Annotated in this window: 24 protein-coding genes; 8 read left to right on the top strand and 16 right to left on the bottom strand. The window is 63.4% G+C overall.

Annotated features, from left to right (window positions below):
- Positions 1-101: 101 nt before the first annotated feature.
- From IVB48_RS18485 to IVB48_RS18510, 6 genes are all read right to left on the bottom strand, one after another.
- The gene (locus IVB48_RS18485) at positions 102-545 is read right to left on the bottom strand and encodes a DUF1801 domain-containing protein (protein ID WP_247401474.1); all 444 of its coding nucleotides are present in this window, start codon (positions 543-545) and stop codon (positions 102-104) included.
- A gap of 2 nt (positions 546-547) precedes the next feature.
- Positions 548-766: a hypothetical protein gene (locus IVB48_RS18490; RefSeq protein WP_247401475.1), complete on the bottom strand. Its 219-nt coding sequence runs from the start codon at positions 764-766 to the stop codon at positions 548-550.
- A gap of 44 nt (positions 767-810) precedes the next feature.
- Positions 811-1,242 carry an SRPBCC domain-containing protein gene (locus IVB48_RS18495; RefSeq protein ID WP_247358468.1) on the bottom strand — a complete coding sequence of 144 codons (432 nt, stop codon included), beginning with the start codon at positions 1,240-1,242 and terminating at the stop codon, positions 811-813.
- The gene (locus tag IVB48_RS18500) at positions 1,239-1,565 is read right to left on the bottom strand and encodes a metalloregulator ArsR/SmtB family transcription factor (protein WP_007595691.1); all 327 of its coding nucleotides are present in this window, start codon (positions 1,563-1,565) and stop codon (positions 1,239-1,241) included. The genes IVB48_RS18495 and IVB48_RS18500 overlap by 4 nt, the downstream gene beginning before the upstream one ends.
- Positions 1,566-1,780: 215 nt before the next feature.
- Positions 1,781-2,230, bottom strand: coding sequence for a DsrE family protein (locus IVB48_RS18505; protein WP_247401478.1), 450 nt, complete (start codon positions 2,228-2,230; stop codon positions 1,781-1,783).
- 31 nt (positions 2,231-2,261) lie between these two features.
- On the bottom strand, positions 2,262-2,882 hold the full coding sequence (locus IVB48_RS18510) for a hypothetical protein (protein ID WP_247401482.1): 621 nt from the start codon (positions 2,880-2,882) through the stop codon (positions 2,262-2,264).
- A 300-nt stretch (positions 2,883-3,182) separates the two neighbouring features.
- Between IVB48_RS18510 and IVB48_RS18515 the strand changes: the two genes are divergently transcribed.
- Together IVB48_RS18515 and IVB48_RS18520 are read left to right on the top strand one after the other, a co-directional pair.
- A complete protein-coding gene (locus IVB48_RS18515; protein WP_247401487.1) occupies positions 3,183-4,757 on the top strand; it encodes an SUMF1/EgtB/PvdO family nonheme iron enzyme in 1,575 nt (524 codons plus the stop codon).
- 17 nt (positions 4,758-4,774) lie between these two features.
- Complete coding sequence (locus tag IVB48_RS18520) at positions 4,775-5,218, top strand: DUF4399 domain-containing protein (protein WP_247287860.1); 444 nt, start codon at positions 4,775-4,777, stop codon at positions 5,216-5,218.
- Between the two features lie 4 nt (positions 5,219-5,222).
- On the opposite strand, the gene IVB48_RS18525 is transcribed toward IVB48_RS18520, so the two are convergent.
- The 10 genes from IVB48_RS18525 to pqqA all read right to left on the bottom strand — a co-directional run bounded on the left by IVB48_RS18525 (position 5,223) and on the right by pqqA (position 15,219).
- Positions 5,223-6,278, bottom strand: coding sequence for a 2-oxoacid:ferredoxin oxidoreductase subunit beta (locus IVB48_RS18525; RefSeq protein WP_018454076.1), 1,056 nt, complete (start codon positions 6,276-6,278; stop codon positions 5,223-5,225).
- Positions 6,275-8,122, bottom strand: coding sequence for a 2-oxoacid:acceptor oxidoreductase subunit alpha (locus tag IVB48_RS18530; RefSeq protein ID WP_027570579.1), 1,848 nt, complete (start codon positions 8,120-8,122; stop codon positions 6,275-6,277). Before IVB48_RS18530 ends, IVB48_RS18525 begins: the two co-directional genes overlap by 4 nt.
- Positions 8,092-9,891 (bottom strand): FAD-dependent oxidoreductase, encoded by a 1,800-nt coding sequence (locus IVB48_RS18535; RefSeq protein ID WP_247287862.1) that lies wholly within the window; start codon positions 9,889-9,891, stop codon positions 8,092-8,094. Before IVB48_RS18535 ends, IVB48_RS18530 begins: the two co-directional genes overlap by 31 nt.
- 232 nt (positions 9,892-10,123) lie before the next feature.
- Positions 10,124-10,801: a DUF4286 family protein gene (locus IVB48_RS18540; protein ID WP_247401489.1), complete on the bottom strand. Its 678-nt coding sequence runs from the start codon at positions 10,799-10,801 to the stop codon at positions 10,124-10,126.
- Positions 10,802-10,813: 12 nt separating this feature from the next.
- Complete coding sequence (gene pip, locus IVB48_RS18545) at positions 10,814-11,800, bottom strand: prolyl aminopeptidase (protein ID WP_247401496.1); 987 nt, start codon at positions 11,798-11,800, stop codon at positions 10,814-10,816.
- On the bottom strand, positions 11,790-12,989 hold the full coding sequence (gene pqqE, locus IVB48_RS18550) for a pyrroloquinoline quinone biosynthesis protein PqqE (protein ID WP_247401500.1): 1,200 nt from the start codon (positions 12,987-12,989) through the stop codon (positions 11,790-11,792). The genes pip and pqqE overlap by 11 nt, the downstream gene beginning before the upstream one ends.
- Positions 12,986-13,297, bottom strand: coding sequence for a pyrroloquinoline quinone biosynthesis peptide chaperone PqqD (gene pqqD, locus IVB48_RS18555; RefSeq protein WP_247401502.1), 312 nt, complete (start codon positions 13,295-13,297; stop codon positions 12,986-12,988). Before pqqD ends, pqqE begins: the two co-directional genes overlap by 4 nt.
- A gap of 6 nt (positions 13,298-13,303) precedes the next feature.
- Complete coding sequence (gene pqqC / locus IVB48_RS18560; RefSeq protein ID WP_247401503.1) at positions 13,304-14,095, bottom strand: pyrroloquinoline-quinone synthase PqqC; 792 nt, start codon at positions 14,093-14,095, stop codon at positions 13,304-13,306.
- A complete protein-coding gene (pqqB, locus tag IVB48_RS18565) occupies positions 14,092-15,021 on the bottom strand; it encodes a pyrroloquinoline quinone biosynthesis protein PqqB (RefSeq protein ID WP_247401508.1) in 930 nt (309 codons plus the stop codon). The genes pqqC and pqqB overlap by 4 nt, the downstream gene beginning before the upstream one ends.
- A gap of 117 nt (positions 15,022-15,138) precedes the next feature.
- Complete coding sequence (gene pqqA, locus IVB48_RS18570; RefSeq protein ID WP_007595659.1) at positions 15,139-15,219, bottom strand: pyrroloquinoline quinone precursor peptide PqqA; 81 nt, start codon at positions 15,217-15,219, stop codon at positions 15,139-15,141.
- Positions 15,220-15,468: 249 nt separating this feature from the next.
- On the opposite strand from pqqA, the gene IVB48_RS18575 reads away from it, so the two are divergent.
- From IVB48_RS18575 to IVB48_RS18600, 6 genes are all read left to right on the top strand, one after another.
- Positions 15,469-15,726 (top strand): hypothetical protein, encoded by a 258-nt coding sequence (locus IVB48_RS18575; protein ID WP_007613759.1) that lies wholly within the window; start codon positions 15,469-15,471, stop codon positions 15,724-15,726.
- A gap of 210 nt (positions 15,727-15,936) precedes the next feature.
- Positions 15,937-17,337 (top strand): amidase family protein, encoded by a 1,401-nt coding sequence (locus IVB48_RS18580; protein WP_247401509.1) that lies wholly within the window; start codon positions 15,937-15,939, stop codon positions 17,335-17,337.
- A 2-nt stretch (positions 17,338-17,339) separates the two neighbouring features.
- Positions 17,340-17,816: a glutathione peroxidase gene (locus tag IVB48_RS18585; RefSeq protein ID WP_027519751.1), complete on the top strand. Its 477-nt coding sequence runs from the start codon at positions 17,340-17,342 to the stop codon at positions 17,814-17,816.
- Complete coding sequence (locus tag IVB48_RS18590; protein ID WP_007613756.1) at positions 17,813-18,070, top strand: DUF3297 family protein; 258 nt, start codon at positions 17,813-17,815, stop codon at positions 18,068-18,070. The genes IVB48_RS18585 and IVB48_RS18590 overlap by 4 nt, the downstream gene beginning before the upstream one ends.
- A gap of 147 nt (positions 18,071-18,217) precedes the next feature.
- Positions 18,218-19,387 carry a mandelate racemase/muconate lactonizing enzyme family protein gene (gene tarD, locus IVB48_RS18595; protein WP_247287874.1) on the top strand — a complete coding sequence of 390 codons (1,170 nt, stop codon included), beginning with the start codon at positions 18,218-18,220 and terminating at the stop codon, positions 19,385-19,387.
- Positions 19,388-19,598: 211 nt separating this feature from the next.
- Positions 19,599-19,886, top strand: a complete 288-nt coding sequence (locus IVB48_RS18600) for a GIY-YIG nuclease family protein (protein ID WP_027519749.1) — start codon at positions 19,599-19,601, stop codon at positions 19,884-19,886.
- Positions 19,887-19,992: the final 106 nt, after the last annotated feature.

The raw sequence follows: 19,992 nt of genomic DNA on the forward strand, positions 1-19,992 counted from the left end.
CTCCACACTTCCCGTGTCGATAGAGACCCTCATCCGGCGCTTCGCGCCACCTTCTCCCACAAGGGGAGAAGGAAAGCGTTCGTGGCTCCACAACAACTGTTCTATGCGGAACGTTTCGCCGGCTTCTTCTTGGCTTTCGACGCATTCAGCTCCACCGCCGCGCGGATCAGCGCCTTCAACGCCCTCTCGTTGATCTTTTCGCCTTCGCGAATATCGATCGCGCGGCGCACGTTGCCGTCGAGGCTTGAGTTGAACAGGCCCGCGGGATCCTCCAGCGCCGCGCCCTTGGCAAACGTCATCTTCACCACGGCCTTGTAGGTCTCGCCGGTGCAGATGATGCCGTCGTGCTCCCACACGGGAACGCCGCGCCATTTCCATTCCTCGACGACATCAGGGTCGGCGTCCTTGATCAGGCCGCGGATTCGCCCGAGCATCTCGCCGCGCCAGTCGCCCAGCTCCTTGATCCTGCCGTCGATCATCCTGGATGGCGAGGCGCCATCCGTCTTCGTCGTGCTGCTGTTTTTCGCGGTCATGGCCTTCTTCATGTTCACGCCTCTTGTCGGGCGCCACGGCGGCGGCCGAGATATGGCAGCGCCAACATATAGAGCCCGGTCGCAAGCAATGGGATCAATGGGACGAAGGCGAGCAAGCCGATCCACGTCGCCTGGACTTGCAGCGTCAGGGCGACGATGTTGGCGATGACGGCAAGCGTGAAAGCGATCGACAGCCAGCGATGGATCTGCCGAATCCACATATTTCCGGTCAATGAAACCTCCTCTTGAGATGATCGAATGAAGGCCGGCGGCCGAGCTAATCTGCCCGCGCCAGCAGCTCGTCCAGCTTGGCGAAAAACTGCTTCCAGCCGGCGTGCGCGCCGCCGAAAGCCTGCTTCTGCGTTGGGCTGAAGCCCGCTTGCTCGACGCGCAGATGCGTGCCTGCGCCGGTCGGGGTCAGCGTGAAGGTCACGACGCTCTTGAGATCGAACGCCGCGTCGTCATGCGAGAAATTCCAGGTGTAGGCGAGCGTCTTCTGCGGCTCGATGGTGAGGACCTCGCAGTCCAACACGCCGCCCCACTCGCCGCGAAGGTTGAAGCGGTGGCCCACGTTCGGCTTGAAGTCGTTCTTCATCAGCCATTCTTCGATCAGATGTGGCTGCGTCAGCGCGCGCCAGATCCGCTCTGCCGGAAAGGCAAATTCGCGCTCGATGACGACAGATCGGGTTTCGGCCGCGGATTCGTTCATTGGTCCATCCTCTTCAGGAGATCGTCGAGCGCGTCGAGCCGGTTCTGCCAGAACCCGGCCATCTGGCTGGTCCAGTCGATCAGCGGATTGAGCGCGCCGGGCTGGGCGCTGTAATGGGTCTGCCGCCCTTGATGCCGGTCGCGCACGAGGCCGGCCTGCTTCAGCGCACCGAGATGTTTTGAGACCGCCGGCTGGGACACGCCCGACAGTGCCGTCAGGGCCCCGACCGTCTGTTCGCCCTCGCGGCACAGTCGCTCGAAGATCGCCCGACGGGTGGGGTCGGCGAGCGTTCTGAACAGAAGATCGTGGGCGGCGGCGGGCATATAATCCATAACCTGTAAGTTATGGATGTATTCATAACCGTGGAGTTATGGATAAGTCAAGAGCGTTGCGAGCGTGTGGTCCTCGCTCGCGCAACCCGCTCCGCCGTCATTGCGAGGAGCCCTTGCGACGAAGCAATCCAGTCTGCCTCAGTGGAGGGACTGGATTGTTTCGCTGCGCTCGCAATGACGGACAATGTAGCGGCGCCTCCCGCGCCCTACGGCCGCAGATAAAGATAGCCCTGCGACTGGAGCTCGGCCAAACGGACCACGCCGCCCTTCTCCGCGCTGACGAAGCCCGGCAAGAGATCCGTGAGCGTGACGTTCTGCGCCTTCATCGTGTTGCCGCAGGCGGCAAGCTCGACGCCATCCTTGGAGAAATCGCCGACGCGCTTGCTAATGTCAGGGTTGGCCTGCGCCCAGTGAAACGCCTTCAGCGCCGGCCCGTGAATCACCAGCGCGATCGTCACATGCTCGGGGCCGCCGACGCCGTCGATGTGGTTCTGGATGTTGCCGAGCACGAAATTGACCTTCTCGGCATCGCTCAAATGATAGACCACCTTCAGCTTGTTGCCCGTGCCGGCTTCGGTCGCGGCCTTCGCGCTGGAGGCGCCAAGCGCCGCGCCCAGGCCCGAGACGGCGCTCCACAACATGTTCCGGCGGTTCATGACGATCTCCCTCGATTCCGCCGGACACATATCATTTGTGGCGGAGCGCGGCGAGTTCCTTGCGGTCGGTCACGAGCGAGGCGCATTCCTTGTTGTCCGTTCGATCTAGGCGGAAAATCCCGTCATCGGCCCCGGCGACCAGCGATTGCTCGGCATCCTCATCCGGCTTGTTGTTCTGCCAGACCCTGACCCGCGCCAGCCGCACGATCGCCGATTTGTCGTCCTTCGAGAGCGCGACGCCGATGCTGCCGCCCTCGCAGTCGACGCCGCAACCGAGGCGGATCTCGGTGCCGTCCTTGGTGAACACGGCGTGATGACAGGAGCCGCTGGAGTCGAAATCGCCGGAGCGGTGACGATATCTGAATCCGAGGCGGAAGGAGTTGTGGAGCTGCTTGTCCTCCGTGTCCAATTCCGCCGAGATCAGCAGCTTCATCGAGGCGACCTTCTGCTTCGGATGGTGCGCCAGATGCTCGGCATCGTAGCGCCGCACGAAGCAGGCATAGGCCTTGTTGCCGGGTGCACCGACATACATGCGCGCGTTGAAGGTCTCGACTTCGGCCTTGCTGGCCTCACGGATATCGTCGGCCTCCTCGGCGTGGGCCGCGCCGGCAAACGCGGCGAGGAAGACGGCAGCAACGAGAAAAAACTTCATGATGGCCTCGCGTGCAGCAACTGAGCTGTACGCTGTAGACGCCGCCCAGGTACGACGCGTTCAACGTTCGCAATCTGACGTGATCTTCGCAGGAGGGAGCGAGGTGAAGTTCCACGCCGGGCATTAGTCTTCGGTGGGGTCACGAAGGTTCATTCGGGCTGACGCCTTCGCCTTTCGGAACTCGACGCCGACGATTGCTCCGACGTTGCCCGATTTCATCGATGTGATAGCCTTCACAGACGATCGCCTCTCGCAGTCGTAGGCTGGGGTCTGCCTTGTAGTTTGTGGAGTCCCCCCGCAATGGGCGAAATTCGCAACTTCAGATCCGGGAATGACGAGCCGCCCACACACGGCCCTATGCCTCGTCGTCTCGCGGCCATCATTGTCGGTGACATCGCTTCCTACAGCCGCCTGATGCAGGCCGACGAGGAGGGCACGCACGTCCGCGTCAAGCGGATCGAGCGGGATCTCATCCAGCCCAGCATCGTCGAGCACCATGGGAGTCTGGTGAAGACGACGGGCGATGGCTTCATCGCGATCTTCGACAGTCCGGTCGAGGCCGTGCGATGCAGCATCGTCATCCAGCAAAATCTCATCGGCCGCAACGCTTCGCTTCCGAAGGAGACCCGGATCGAGTACCGGATTGGCGTCAATCTCGGTGACGTCATCGTGGAGCCTGATGACGTCTACGGCGATGGCGTCAACATCGCGACGCGCATCGAGGGCATCGCAGAGCCAGGCCAGGTCTTTATCTCCGGCGCGATCTACGAGCAGATCAAGCACAAGGTCGTGTGCGGTTACGAGTCGCTCGGGGACCGCAAAGTCAAGAACATCACCGATCCCGTGCGCGTCTATAAAGTGCTGCCGGATGCCGACGCGGTCGGCAGGACGCGCGGGCGGCGCGAGAATGCTCTGATCTTTCTCCTGGGAATCACGCTGTCGGTGATGGCCGCCGGCGTGCTGTGGTATCTGCTGGCTCAGACGCCGGGCAGGGTGGGCGAGCAGGCCGCCGTCACTACCGTTTCTCCTGCCACTTCTCCTGCCACTTCTCCGGCCGCATCGCCGAGCCCGCAGCCTCCGCCGCGCGAAGCGGCGCCGCAGACGCAGCAGCCGTCTCCCTCCGCGGCTTCGTCATCTCCATCGCCCGCTCCGGCGCCAATTCAATCGACGAGTCAATCGGCAAGTCAATCGCCAATTCCCGTCCGCGAACCCGAGATGGTCGCCATTCGCGGCGGCAGCTTTGCGATGGGAAGCAACGACGACCCGACCGAGCGTCCTGTCCATCAGGTGACGGTCAAGCCGTTCTCGATCGGAAAATATCCGGTGACCGTGCAGGAATGGAACGAGTGCGCCGCTGCAAAGGCGTGCGGCTTCACGGCGATCGGCAAGGACGATGCGCCTGTCAGCAATGTGAGCTGGACCGACGCGCAGCAATATGCGGCCTATCTCGCTCAGGCGACGAAGAAGACTTATCGGCTTCCGAGTGAAGCCGAATGGGAATATGCCGCGCGGGGCGGAACGCAGACCAAATATTGGTGGGGCGACAAGCTGCAGCCGGGCATGGCCGGCTGCAAGGATTGCGGTGATCTCGCGGCCGAGCAGCCCGCTAAGGTCGGCAGCTTCAGGCCGAATCCGTTCGGGCTCCACGACATGGGCGGCGGTGTCGATCAGTGGGTCGAGGACTGCTGGCACAAGACCTATCAGGGCGCGCCCGGCGACGCCTCGGCATGGAGCAGCGGGGACTGCAGCGCTCATGTCCTGCGCTCGGGCTCCTGGAAGAACGATTCGAGATATGTGCGGCCGTCCAACCGCGACGGCTACGACACCAATGTTCGTTATCCCACGCACGGATTCCGCGTGGCGCTCAGCCCCTAAATGGTGGAGTTGGTTTGATGCAGATATTTCGTTGCGTCGCGCTGGCGGCGGCGCTCGCATTGCTCCCGGGGGCAGCCTTTTCACAAGGCAAGGCAGCGCCCAAGGACGCCAAGCTCTATTTCATCACCCCGCATGACGGGCAGAAGGTCCGCGGCGGATTCTGGGTCCGGTTCGGCTTGCGCAACATGGGAGTGACCCATGCCGGCGACGAATATCAGAACGCCGGTCACCATCATCTGCTGATCGACGTCAACGACCCCATCGATCCCAAGGAGCCGATCCTGCAGGACAAGTCGCATCTGCATTTCGGGGCAGGGCAGACCGAAACGCTGCTCGAGCTTCCGCCCGGGACGCACACGCTTCAACTCGTGCTGGGCGACGCCCGGCACTATCCGTTCGAGCCGCCCATCGTGTCGGAGAAGATCACCATACGGGTCAGGCAGCCGGCCGCGGCGCGGTAGTCGGTCACCGCAGGCTGGCGTTGAACTTGTCCAGCGCCGCCGAGCCCGGGCAGAGCGTGTCCGCTTCCAGCGTGTTGAGCGGCGTCTCGACCGTGTTGAGATGCTCGTGCAAATCTTCCGCATCAGGGTCGACGTAGAGCAGGCCGGTGACGATCTGTCCCTTGGCGGCGTGCTTTTGCAGAAAGGTCTGGGCGCCGAGCCGGTCATGCGGATCGTAGTCGGCGTCGATCTTGCGCAGCGCGATCCTGCTGCCGTCATGCTGCTCGACCATCTGCACCGTGCCTGGTGCGTAATCCACCGCGATCGGATCGCGGCCAACCAGCACGTCGAGCCGGTTCACCGCGTCATTGTGCTCGCGGACATAGTCGAAGCTCTTGGTCGAGCCGGCGTGGTTGTTGAATGCGATGCAGGGGCTGATGACGTCGATGAACGACGCGCCCTTGTGGCGGATCGCGGCCGCGATCAGCGGCACGAGCTGGGTCTTGTCGCCGGAGAACGAGCGCGCGACGAAAGTGGCCCCTAACTGCAGCGCGATCGCGACGAGGTCGATGGCGTTGTCGGTGTTGGTGACGCCCTTCTTGGACTTCGAGCCGCGGTCGGCGGTCGCCGAGAACTGGCCCTTGGTCAGGCCGTAGACGCCGTTGTTCTCGACGATATAGGTCATGTTGACTCCGCGCCGGATCGAATGCGCGAACTGGCCGAAGCCGATCGAGGCGGAATCGCCGTCGCCGGAGACGCCGAGATAGATCAAGTCACGATTGGCGAGGTTGGCGCCGGTCAGGACCGAGGGCATGCGGCCGTGCACGGAGTTGAAGCCGTGCGAATTGCCGAGGAAATAGTCGGGCGTCTTCGACGAGCAGCCGATGCCCGAGATTTTTGCCACCCGGTGCGGCTCGATCGAGAGCTCATAGCAGGCCTCGATGATCGAAGCCGTGATCGAATCATGGCCGCAGCCTGCGCAGAGGGTCGAGATCTTGCCTTCGTAGTCGCGATGGGTGTAGCCGAGCTCGTTCTTCTTCAGCCCGGGATGGTGGAATTTCGGCTTTGCAATGTAGGTCATGACACGGCCTTGCGGAGCGGGGTCACCTTGAGGTGATCCTGGTGGTCGCCAATGGCTTTTGCGATGAAGCGGGCGGTGATCGGCGAGCCGTCGTAATGCACGATCGGCACCAGCCGCACCGGGTCGATGCCGTTCTCGTTGACGATCAACTGGCGCAGCTGGCTGTCGCGATTCTGCTCGACGACGTAGACGAAATCGTGCTCGGCGAGGAAGCTCGCCACGCTGGAGTGAAACGGGAAGGCTCGGATGCGCAGGCGGTCGAGCTGGTGCCCGCGCGTTTCCAGCAGGCCGATCGCCTCGTCCATCGCCGGCGAGGTCGAGCCGAAATAGATCACGCCGTATTTGGTCGGCCGTTCCGCATTGGCCTGGAGCGGCCGCGGCACCATGTCCTGCGCGGACTCGAACTTGCGCATGAGCCGCTGCATGTTGTCGGCGTAGACCGAGCCTTCCTCGGAGTAACGCGCATAGCGGTCACGCGACGTGCCGCGGGTGAAATAGGACCCCTTGGTCGGATGCGTGCCGGGATAGGTGCGGTAGGGGATGCCGTCGCCGTCGACGTCGAGATAGCGGCCGAAGTCGCGGCCTTCGTCCAGCATCTCCGCGGTCATCACCTTGCCGCGGTCATATTGCTTGGAATCGTCCCACTTCAGCGGACGGCAGAGCCGGTGGTTCATGCCGATGTCGAGGTCCAGCATCAGGAAGATGGTGGTTTGGAGCCGCTCGGCGAGATCGAAGGCCGCGGCCGCGAACTCGAACGCTTCAGCGGGATCTTCGGGGAACAGCAGCACATGCTTGGTGTCGCCATGCGAAGCATAGGCGCAGGCGATGATGTCGCATTGCTGGGTGCGGGTCGGCATGCCGGTCGAGGGACCGGCGCGCTGGATGTTCATGATCACGGCCGGGATTTCGGCGAAATACGACAGGCCGATGAACTCGGTCATTAGCGAGATGCCGGGGCCGGAGGTCGCGGTGAAGGCGCGCGCGCCGTTCCAGGAGGCGCCGATCACGATGCCGATCGAAGCGAGCTCGTCCTCGCCCTGCACGATCGCGTATTTGGCCTTGCCGGTCTCGGGATCGTGCCGGTACTTCTTGCAGTGGGCGGTAAAAGCCTCCGCCACCGACGAGGACGGCGTGATCGGATACCAGGCGCATACCGTGGCGCCGCCATAGACGGCGCCGAGCGCGGCCGCGCTGTTGCCCTCGATGAAGATGCGGTCGCCGACCTTGTCGGACTTCTTCACCCGCAGCCCGGTCGGGCATTTCAGATTCTGCAGCGCCCAGTCGCGGCCGAGATGCAGCGCGTGGACGTTTGAGGACAGGAGCTTCTCCTTGCCCTTGTACTGCTCGCCGATCAGCTGCTCGATCAGTTTCGGGTCCATGTCGAGCAGCGCCGAGAGCGCGCCGAGGTAGATGATGTTCTTGAACAGCTGGCGCTGGCGCGGATCGGTGTAAGTCGAGTTGGTGATCGCGGTCAGGGGGACGCCGATCACGGTGATGTCGTCGCGGAATTTCGTCGACGGCATCGGCTTGGTGGAATCGTAGAACAGATAGCCGCCGGGCTCGATGCCGGCGACGTCCTTGTCCCAGGTCTGCGGGTTCATTGCGACCATCATGTCGACGCCGCCGCGGGCGCCGAGATGGCCGTCTTCGGTCACCCGCACCTCGTACCAGGTCGGCAGGCCCTGGATGTTGGAGGGGAAAATGTTGCGCGGGCTGACCGGAACGCCATGGCGCAGGATCGCGCGCGCGAACATCTCGTTGGCGCTGGCCGAGCCCGATCCGTTGACGTTGGCGAAGCGGACGACGAAGTCGTTTACGCTGCTGATCGGCTTTTTGTCGGACATGTCGAACCCGCTTGAGTCATTTCGATCAAATATTTCTGCATGTCCCAGGCGCCGGTGGGACAACGCTCGGCGCACAGCCCACAATGCAGGCAGACGTCCTCGTCCTTCACCATCACGCGCCCGGTCTTGAGATCAGAGGAAACGTAGAGGTCCTGGTCGGGATGCAGTGACGGCGCCTTCAGGCGCTGGCGCAGATCGGTTTCCTCGCCATTCTCCGTGAAGGTGATGCAATCCATCGGACAGATGTCGACGCAGGCATCGCACTCGATGCAGAGCGATGTCGAGAACACGGTCTGGACGTCGCAGTTCAGGCAGCGATGGGCTTCGCCGAGCGCGAGCTTGACGTCGTAGCCGAGTTCGACCTCGGTGCGGATGTCCTTCAGCGCGATCACCTTGTCGCGATGCGGCACCTTGTAGCGCTTGTCGTTGGAGATGTCGTTATCATAGCTCCATTCGTGGATGCCCATCTTCTGCGAGGAGATGTGCACCTCCGGCAATGGCCGCTCGGTGACGTCCTCGCCCGAGAGCATTTTGTGGATCGACAGCGCGGCGTCATGGCCCTGCGCCACCGCCCAGATGATGTTCTTCGGCCCGAACGCGGCGTCGCCGCCGAAGAACACTTTTGGATTGGTGGATACGAACGTCTTCGGATCGACCTTGGGCATGTGCCATTTGTCGAACTCGATGCCGCAATCCTGCTCGATCCAGGGGAAAGCGTTCTCCTGGCCGACCGCGACCAGCACGTCGTCGCATTCGATGGTCTGGTCCGGCTCGCCCGAGGGCACGAGATTGCGGCGGCCCTTGGCGTCGTATTCGGCCTTCACCTTCTGGAAGGTGATACCGGTGAGCTTGCCGTTATCGTGGACGAAAGCCGTGGGCACGAGGAAGTTGAGGATCGGGATGTCCTCGTGGAGCGCGTCTTCCTTTTCCCAGGGCGAGGCCTTCATTTCCTCGAAGCCGGAGCGCACGACGACCTTCACCTCTTCGCCGCCGAGGCGGCGCGCGGTGCGGCAGCAATCCATCGCGGTGTTGCCGCCGCCGAGCACGATGACGCGCTTGCCGATCTTGTCGGTATGGCCGAACGAGACCGAGGACAGCCAGTCGATGCCGATATGGACGTTGGCGGCTGCTTCCTTGCGTCCGGGAATGTCGAGCTCGCGGCCGCGCGGTGCGCCGGAGCCGACGAAGATCGCGTCGTACTTCTCCGCGAGCAGCGCCTTCATGCTCTCGATGCGGTGGCCGCCCTTGAAGTCGACCCCGAGACCCAGGATGTAGCCGGTCTCCTCGTCGATGACCGAGTCGGGCAGGCGGAATTTCGGGATCTGCGAGCGCATCATGCCGCCGGCTTGGGGATCGGCGTCGAACACCGTGCAGTGATAGCCGAGCGGCGCGAGATCGCGCGCCACCGTCAGCGAAGCGGGACCGCCGCCGACGAAGGCAACGCGCTTGCCGTTCTTGGCCGCGGGCCGCGGCAGGCGTTGCGTGATGTCGTCCTTGAAGTCGGCGGCGACGCGCTTGAGGCGGCAGATCGCGACCGGCGTCTCCTCGACCCGTCCGCGGCGGCACGCCGGCTCGCATGGACGATCGCAGGTGCGTCCCAGAATTCCGGGAAACACGTTCGATTTCCAATTGATCATATAGGCGTCGCTGTAGCGGCCTTGGGCGATCAGTCGGATGTATTCGGGAACGGGGGTGTGCGCAGGACAGGCCCATTGGCAATCGACCACTTTGTGAAAGTAGTCGGGGGCCGCAATATCGGTCGGTTTCATTCCTACCCTGTCCGCGCAGGCTCAAAGACCCGGCGGCCTTTTCTTGAGCTTGGCGAACGCTAACGCGCGGCGATCTGGTTTCTGAATGACGTCATTGGGTTAGCTTATTAGAACCGTTCCGAAGTACAACGGCAAATTTCGTGCTTCCCCTCTTTCATGGGAGCTACGCGCACACAGCATTAAGCCGAGCGCAGTATGCGGCGGTGCAACATGTTGCGATGCGTGCGACGGCTTAGTTGCGCACGATGTCGCTCTTGGCGAGGTCCCACATCAGGCTGTAGGTGCCGACCGACACGGGAAGCGGGAATGGCGAGGCGGCAGGGCCGGTGAAGCGCGCGGCGATCACGGCCGAGACCGCGCCGACATGCGTGCCGTCGATCAGCACGAACCAGTCGCGCGCGCCTTCATTGCGTACTGCCGGAACATCCGCCGTTGCGCCCGACAATTCCGGCTCGCTCTCGAGCAGATGCATCGAGATGATACCGTCGTGCTTGTCCGGCGCCAGCCGTTCTTGCAGTGCGTCACGCCACGCGGCTGCATTGTCCGGCGTCGGCCGCAGCCGCACGAGGCCGAGCGCCGCGCCGCGTCCGGTACCATTGCTGATCGTGATGCGGGCGACCACGCGCAGCATGTCCTTGAAATGCGCCATGCTCCGCCGCGACCATTCAGTCTGGTTGGCGAGCCGCGCCCGGTAGGCGGGACTGTCGAGCACGTCGAGTGTCGCGGTCGAATACAGCGAGAGGTATTTGGGATTGGCGGCGTGCGCGACATAGCGCCGCGCCTCCAGAAAACCCTCGATCGCAACGCGCTCTTCCAGATGCTCGCGATCATACCAGCGATTGAAATCGGCTTCATCTGAAACGTCGATATTCATCGACGTCAGCAGCATGCCTTTACCTGCGAGTGGCATTTCCTTGTCCCGCTATCGCGAAATCTTCGAGGCGATATCCGCGATCGACTTCATGACCGCGTCCCGCACGCCGGCATCATAGAGCGAATGGCCGGCTTCTTCCACGACGCGAATCTCGGAACCTGGCCACGCTTTCGCGAGCGCCTGCGATGTCTCGGGAGGGCACAACAGATCGTAGCGGCCTTGGACGATGATGCCGGGGATGCCGTCGAGCTTGCCGGCGTTCCGCAACAACTGGTTCTCCGTCATGAAGCTGTCTTGGACGAAATAATGCGCCTCCATGAACGGCGTCGCCGGCAATGTGCGCCACACGTTCAGCGACGCCAGGTCGATCCGCGTCTTTGCCGCCTTGTGCTCCGACAGGGCGCGCTCGGTATCGTGCCAGGCGCGCGATGCGGGGCCATGCACGGCCGGATCGGGATCGAGGATGCGGCGATAATAGGCCTCCACCGGCCGCGCGCGTTCCTCGACCGGCAGCACGCTGAGGAAATCCTCGTAGAGGGCGGGGTAGAATTGCGACAGGCGCGAGGTGAAGGCGATCTCGACTTCAGCACGCGTGCCGAGAAACGTCGCGCGGAGCGCAATCCCGGAGACGCGCGTAGGATGGGCCTGCGCATAAGCCAGCGCCAGCGTCGCGCCCCAGGAGCCGCCGACCACCATCCAGCGCGCGACCCCGAATTTCTCGCGGATCTGTTCCATGTCCGCGATCAGATGCTGCGTGGTGTTGTGTGCGCGCGATCCCTTCGGCCGGCTGCGGCCGCAGCCGCGTTGGTCGAACAGCACGGCATGGAAACGGTCGGGATCAAAGAGGCGGCGATGATCGGGTTGGCAGCCGCTGCCGGGGCCGCCATGCAGATAGACCGCGGGGATTCCGTCGGTGCGGCCGACGCTCTCGACATAGAGCTCGTGGCCGTCGCCGACGTCGAGCATTTCGGAGGTCAGCGGCGCAAAGGGATCGGCGCGCCTGACTGAGCTGGCCGCGTCGGCGTCAGGCATCATTCCCGGATTCCAGAGTGCCCCCGGCGAAATTGCGATAGACGAAGCGGTTGGTTTCGCCCTCGGCCTCGCGCTCGGCCTGCTTGAAGATGGTCTCGTGCAGCGGCGACAGCGCACAGGCAGGATCGGTGTTGGCGGCGTCACCGGTCAGCGCAAAGGCCTGGCAGCGGCAGCCGCCGAAATCGATCTCGCGGAATTCGCAACTCTTGCACGGCTCCTTCATCCAGCCGGTGCCGCGATAACGGTTGAAGGCCTCCGAGTTCTGCCAGATCCAGGCGATCGAATGGTTGGAGCGCACCGATTCGAAGTCGAGCCCGGTGATGCTCTCGGCGGCGTGGCAGGGCAGCACCTTGCCGGCCGGCGAAATGTTGAAGAACTGCCGGCCCCAGCCGCCCATGCACTTCTTCGGCCGCAGCGCGTAATAATCGGGCACGACATAGTCGATCGTCAGCCGGCCCTTCAGCCGCTCGCGCGCCTCCTCGACGATGCGGGTGCACTCGTCGAGCTGCATCACGGTCGGCATCAAGGCGGCGCGGTTCTTCAGCGCCCAGCCGTAATATTGCACATTGGCGACCTCGAGCCGGTCGGCGTCGAGATCGACCGACATCTGGATGATATCAGGCAGCTGGTGCAGGTTCTGCCGGTGCATCACCGCATTCACGGTGAGCGGCAAATCGAGCTCGCGCGTCCATTTTGCCACTTCGAGCTTCTTGCGGTGCCCGTTTTTGTAGCCGCCGACGCGATCGGCGAGGGCTTCTTCAACGCCCTGGAAGCTGATCTGGACGTGGCAGAGCCCGGCATCCGCAAGCTCGCTCAGCCGCTCGCGCGACAGCAGCACCGCCGAGGTGATGAGGTTGGTGTAGAGGCCGACGTCGCTGGCATGCTTGACCAGCTCGACCAGGTCCTTGCGCGCGGTCGGCTCGCCGCCGGAGAAATGCACCTGGAGCACGCCGATCTCGGCGAGCTCGCTCAATACCTTCTTCCATTCCTCGGTGGTCAGCTCCTTGCCCGAGCGGTCGAGCTCGACCGGGTTGGAGCAATAGGGGCATTGCAGCGGGCAGCGATGGGTGATCTCGAGCAGCACGGCGAGCGGAATGCCAAACGTCTCCGCCGTCGAGCGGCTCTTCTCCAGCACCGCGAGGCTGTCGCTGGCGTCGGGCGGGATGGTGGGATTGCCGAGCACATCGCTCATGACGTCTTCTCCCGGGCCTCCGTGAGAAAGCCCTTGTCGGCGAGGTCCTGCAGCATGACGATGACGTCGGCCAGGATCGCCTCGCGCGGCGCGGCGTATTTTGCGGCGAGCTGGTCGGAAACCTCGCCGACACTGCGCTCGCCGTCGCAGAGCTGCAAGACCTCGACCGCGATCTCGTCCGGCGCCAGCACGCGTTCGGGCGCCAGGATCACCCAGACTTTTCGCGTTTCGTCATATTTCAGCTTGGCGTGCCTCGGCAGAACCGGCCGGCTGGTCTCGCTGACGCTGATGTTGCGCGGCCCGGCCATTGTTCCTCAACTCGCTTTTTGGTGTTCTTGGGGCACGAACGCGCCCGGCGGAATGTTGCCCTCGACATAGGCGTGCTGGAGCGCGTCGAGCTGCACCCAGAGCACGTTGGTCTTGAAGATCAGCGCGTTGCAGACCGACGCGCGTTGCTCCGGCGTAGTGGCATGCGCCTTGACATAGTCGAGCGCAAACCCGGCGTCGCGCGGCGCCTGCGCCAGCCGGCGCTTGAAGTAGCTCATGATGTCAGGATTGACGAAGTCGTAGTGCTCCAGCATGCCGGAGATGCGCTCTTCGTGCAGGTTCGGCGCGAACAATTCGGTGAGCGAGGAGGCGATCGCCTCCAGCGGCGACTTCTCGCGGCAATAGTGCACATAGGCTTCCACCGCAAAACGCGTCGCAGGCAGGATGCCTTCAGTCGATTCCACGTAAGCCGTGTCCAGCCCGAGGCCGTCGGTCAGCTTCAGCCAGCGCTCGATACCGCCTTCGGAGCCGATATCGCCGTCATGATCCTCGATGCGGTGGCGCCATTCCACGCGCGTGGCGCGGTCGCGGAAGCGCGAGATCACCACCGCGTCCTTGATCGGGATGGTGCTCTGGTAATAGTAGCGGTTCAGCGCCCAGGCCTGGACCTGGCCCTTGTTCAGCTTGCCGCCGTGCAGCATCTTATGGAACGGATGCAGGCTGTGATAGCGCGTCGCCCCGATATGGCGCAGCGCCGCCTCCAGCTCCTCGGCGCTCGTGAGCCTGATGTCCTTGCCGACCGAGAGCGCGGTCATTCCACTCAGTGACGCGGCATTCACAGCACGATCTCCGTTCCGTCAGCGGGTATCTGCCAGCCCGCCGCTTCAGCGGCCTTGCGCTCGGGGGAAGCGGGCAGCAGCGCCGGGTTCGAGTTATTGATATGCAGAAATATCTTCCTGTCGAGAGTGAGGTCGGCGAGCCGCGCGATGGCGCCGTGGTCGCCGGACATCGCGACGTGGCCCATGCTCTTGCCGGTCTTGTGGCTAAGCCCGGCCTTGATCATCTCGTCGTCCTGCCACAGCGTGCCGTCGAAGAACACCAGCGCAGCGCCGTCGATCTCGGCCTTGAGCGCGTCGGTGACCTCGGCGCAGGCGGCGATGAAGTAGAAGCATTTGCCGGTCGATTTATCGGTGATCTTCAGCCCCAGGGTATCGCCCTCGCCGGCATCGCCGCCCGGATGCGCCTTGCCTTCCAGGTACCAGGCCGATTTACCCAAGACCGCGAAGGGCAGCACCTCGATGCCTGAGCGCGCCCCGTCCGGCAGCCGCGGCTCGAACGGCTCGTTGATGTCGACTGGCTGGCGCTGCACGTTCTTCTCGTTCAGCACGTTGAAGATGCTGTTGGCCTTCAGGATCGCCAGCACCTTCTCATGCGCATAGACCGTGAAGGGCGAGCCCTCGCGTATCGACAGCAGGCCTGCCACCGCGTCCACTTCACTGTTGGTCAGGATCACGCCTGCGATCGGCGTATGGCGCAGCGCGCCTGCCTTCGGATGCAGCTGTGGCGTGGCATTCAGTTGCTGGCGGAGGTCGGGGGAGGCGTTGATCAAGAACCAATGCTCGCCGTCGCCACTGAAGGCGACCGAGGCTTGGGTCCGTTGCAGCTCTTGGCCGTTTTCACGGGCTGTCCGGCAGCCCTCGCAGCCGCAATTCCATTGCGGCACTCCGCCGCCGGCTGCGGCGCCCAGGACGACGACGCGAAGCATGATCCGTCTCCTGGAAGCAATGTCGCGAGGTGGACCTCACGCAACACAAATCCTGTCTTCCGGACATGCATCGTGACCGAAAGATCCACCTGCGCAGAACGCGAATTCACCAACCGCTTACTTGCGGGTGGCGCTCACATACATGTTGATTTCCATGCCACAGGGCACTTCGACGATCTTGGGGGCTTTCCAGGCCATTTCGGCTCTCCATTTTCGAGATTTCGGACGTATCCGCCCGGGGCTAAGTTACTGCGAGCACAAAAGTTCGCCAGTGAAATTTTCCCGAACAAGGGCATATTGCGCCGCGAGAAAAGCGCGGGGAACAGTACTTTCTGGTGATGCGGCCCTGCGCTTGGCGCATTCGGTCGCGAACCCTGTCCTGATAAAGCAGTTGTGAGTGCAGTGCAGCTTTCAATCCGGTACAGGCGACCCAACTGGAACTTCGTGATGCCCAGATATTTCTTCAACACCCGTATCGGCGACGAACTGATCGTGGATCCCGAGGGAGAGGATTTGCGCAATCCCGATCGTGCCTGGGAGGTCGCCCGCCAGATGATTCTGGAGGTGCTGAGATCGGAAGGCACCCAGCCGGCCCTGCTCGAGGCTGTCATCGAGGTCACCGACCGCGAAGGCGAGATCGTGCTCGAATTCCCCTTCACCGAGGCACTCCTGGACATCCCGGACCAGTCCGCGACGCGGCATTAGCCTCCGACGCTTTCTCCCCGTTATTGCGAGGAGCCCTTGCGACGAAGCAATCCAGACTGCTTCCGCGGAGGCAGTCTGGATTGCTTCGCTTCGCTTGCAATGACGGAGAATGAGGCGTCACCCGGCATCCCCCGCCCTTCGCCCCTGCGAAATCCGCATGGCTTTGCCGCGTTCCCGGGGCTAAAAGACGCCGGTTAAACGGAGCAAGCCATGCAAGATCTCTGGCGCCTGTCGGCGGCCGACCTCGCCAACCTCGTCAAAACCAAAAAGGTCTCCGCCAAGGAGGCCGCGCAGGCCGGCTTGGCCCGGCTCGACGCCGTCAATCCCAGCCTCAACGCCGTGATCGACCACCGCCCGGAGGACGTGCTCAAGCAGGCCGACGCCGTCGATGCCGCCATCGCCAGGGGTGAGGACCCCGGTGTGCTGGCCGGCGTGCCCGTCACCATCAAAGCCAATGTCGACCAGGCGGGCTTTGCCACCACCAACGGCCTGAAACTGCAGCGCGACCTGATCGCGCGCGAGGACAATCCGGTGGTTGCCAATTTCCGCAAAGCCGGCGCCGTTCTGCTTGGGCGCACCAACTGCCCGGCCTTCTCCTATCGCTGGTTCACCACCAACCTGGTCCACGGCGACACCAAAAACCCCCGCGATGCCTCGTTGACGCCGGGCGGCTCGTCCGGCGGCGCCGGCTCGGCGGTCGCGGCCGGCATCGGCCATATCGCCCATGGCACCGACATTGCAGGCTCGATCCGCTATCCCGCCTATGCCTGCGGCGTGCATGGTCTGCGCCCGACGCTCGGCCGCATCCCGGCTTTCAATCCGGCCCTGCCGGAGCGTCCGATCGGGCCGCAGATCATGGCGGTGTCGGGGCCGCTGGCGCGCACCGTCAACGACATCAGGATTTCGCTCGCGGCGATGTCGGCCCGCGACGTCCGCGATCCCTGGTTCGTGCCGGCGCCGCTGGAAGGCCCGGCGCGGCCGAAGCGCGCCGCGCTGTGTCTCAACCCGGATGGCCTGGCCACCGCGCCCGAGGTGAAGGCCGCCGTCATCGATGCCGGCAAGCGGCTCGAGCGTGCCGGCTGGACCGTCGAGACAATCGAGAACACCCCGCCGATGCGCGAGGCCGTCGAGTGGCAGATCAAGCTCTGGCTCGGCGACGGCTATGAGGCGCAGCTGGAGATGGCCGAGCGTGAGGGCGATCCGGGCGCGCTGGCGTGCCTGCGCGGCAATCGTGGCAGGGTCACGCCGATGGACCAAGCCAATTACGCCAAGGCTTTGACCCGCCGCGCCACGCTGACCCGCGACTGGATGTTGTTCTTCGAGACCTATGCCGTGCTGCTGACGCCGGTCTCCGGCGAATTGCCGTTCCCCGATCATCTCGACCGCAAGGACGACGAGTCCTTCAAACGCGTCTGGGAAGCACAGCTGCCGCAGATCGCCATTCCCTTCATGGGCCTGCCGGGCCTCGTGGTCTCCACCGGCCTCGTCGGCAAGGCGCCCGTTGGCGTGCACATCGTGTCCGGCCGCTATCGCGAGGATCTCTGTCTCCTTGCCGGCGAGGCGATCGAGGCGGGCGGCGTGCCGCCGTCGCCGATCGATCCCGTGGGTTAGCGATGTCGGTGATCTACGACTTCAAGGCCAACTCGCTTCTCGGCGAAGAAGTGCCCATGCGCAGCTTCGAGGGGCAGGTGCTGCTGATCGTCAACACCGCGAGCAAATGCGGCTTCACGCCGCAATATCGCGGGCTGGAGGATCTGCATCGCGATCTCAATCCGCGCGGCTTCTCGGTGCTCGGCTTTCCCTGTAACCAGTTTGGTGCGCAGGAGCCTGGACCGGCGAGCGAGATCCAGGCGTTCTGCTCGACCAATTACGACGTCACCTTCCCCCTGTTCGAGAAGATCGACGTCAACGGCAGCAATGCGCATCCGTTGTATGAGTACCTGAAACGCCAGCAATCCGGCCTGCTGGGCGCCTCCATCAAATGGAATTTCACCAAATTCCTGGTGGATCGCGCCGGCAAGGTGGTTTCGCGCTATGCGCCGACCGCGCGGCCCGAAGGATTGCGGCAGCAAATCGAGACCCTGTTATGAGCGAGACAATCATGAGCGACGAATTTCCGGACCGCCTCTCGGTCGATCCGAACAGCCCCTTTTACAATGCGGACATCCTGGCGCGCGACGTCGGCATCCGCTTCAAGGGTGTCGAGAAGACCAATGTCGAAGAATATTGCATCAGCGAAGGCTGGGTTCGCGTCACCGCAGGCAACGCCAAGGACCGCCACGGCAACCCGCTGACCATCAAGGTGCACGGCCCGGTCGAGCCGTATTTCAGGGATAAGAAGTAGGAGCGCGCGCTCTCCACCCGTCATCGAGCGCGCTCTCTCCTTGTCATTGCGAGCGTAGCGAAGCAATCCAGGATCTTTCCGCGAAGGCAGTCTGGATTGCTTCGTCGCAAGAGCTCCTCGCAATGACGAAAGTGAAAGGCCAACCCCATGTCCGTCCGCATCGTCGACGTCCGCGAGATCACGAAACCGATCTCTTCGCCGATCCGCAACGCCTATATCGATTTCACCAAGATGACGACGAGCCTGGTTGCGGTCGTCACCGATGTCGTTCGCGATGGCAAGCGCGTCGTCGGCTACGGCTTCAACTCCAACGGCCGCTACGGGCAGGGCGGCCTGATCCGCGAGCGTTTTGCCGCGCGCATCCTGGAGGCCGACCCGAAATCGCTGCTGAACGCGGCCGGCGACAATCTCGATCCCGATAAGGTCTGGGGCGCGATGATGACCAACGAGAAGCCGGGCGGCCATGGCGAGCGCTCCGTCGCGGTCGGCACCATCGACATGGCGGTGTGGGATGCGGTGGCGAAGATCGCGGGCCAACCGCTGTTCCGCCTGCTCGCCGAGCGTCATGGCGTCAAAGCCAATCCACGCGTGTTCGTCTACGCCGCCGGCGGCTATTACTATCCGGGCAAGGACCTTTCAATGCTGCGCGGCGAGATGCGCGGCTATCTCGATCGCGGCTACAACGTCGTGAAGATGAAGATCGGCGGCGCCGATATCGAGGACGATCGCGCCCGCATCGAAGCGGTGCTGAAGGAGATCGGCAAGGACGCGCAACTCGCCGTGGACGCCAACGGCCGCTTCGATCTCGAGACCGGCATCGCCTATGCCAAGATGCTGCGGGACTATCCCTTGTTCTGGTACGAGGAGGTCGGCGACCCCCTCGACTACGCGCTGCAGGCAGCGCTCGCCGAATTCTATCCGGGACCGATGGCAACGGGCGAAAACCTGTTCAGCCACCAGGACGCCCGCAATCTGATCCGCTACGGCGGCATGCGCCCCGACCGCGACTGGCTGCAATTCGACTGCGCGTTGTCCTACGGCCTGTGCGAATACCAGCGCACGCTGGAGGTGCTGAAAACGTATGGTTGGTCGCCGAGCCGCTGCATCCCCCACGGCGGCCACCAGATGTCGCTCAACATCGCAGCCGGCCTTGGCCTCGGCGGCAACGAGAGCTACCCCGATCTGTTCCAGCCCTATGGCGGCTTCCCCGACGGCGTCCGGGTCGAGAACGGCCACATCACCATGCCCGACCTGCCGGGCATCGGCTTCGAGGGGAAATCGGATCTCTACAAGGAAATGAAGGCGCTGGCGGAGTAGCCCGACGCGAGGGGCCGCACACTCCGTCATTGCGAGCGCAGTGAAGCATTCCAGAGTCTTTCCGCGGGCGCAGTCTGGATTGCTTCGTCGCATCAGCGCAAAATTGCTTTGCAATTTTGTCACGAACTCCTCGCAATGACGATGTGGCGAAAGTCTCGCAATCATCTCTTGGTTGTAATATCATGAAAGCTCTCCTCAGCTGAGCACGATCATGAAGCAGCCTTGCGTGTACATGTTCGCCAATCGTCGCAACGGGACGATCTATACAGGCGTCACGTCCAATCCACCGCGCCGCGCGTTCGAGCACCGCGAGGGCTTGGTGAAGGGGTTCTCGTCAAAGTATGGCTGCAAGCTTCTCGTCTGGTACGAGCTGCATGCGACGATGACCGACGCGATCACACGCGAGAAGCAGATCAAGGCCGGCAGCCGGGAAAAGAAGCTTGCGCTGATCGAGAGCGTCAATCCGGATTGGATGGATTTGTACGAGACGCTGATCTGATTGCACCAGGTGTCACCACACACTCCGTCGTTGCGAGCGTAGCGAAGCAATCCAGAGTGTCTCCAAGCAGGCAGTCTGGATTGGCTTCGTCGCGAGAGCTCCTCGC

This window comes from Bradyrhizobium sp. 76 (assembly GCF_023073025.1).
Taxonomy (GTDB): Bacteria; Pseudomonadota; Alphaproteobacteria; order Rhizobiales; family Xanthobacteraceae; genus Bradyrhizobium.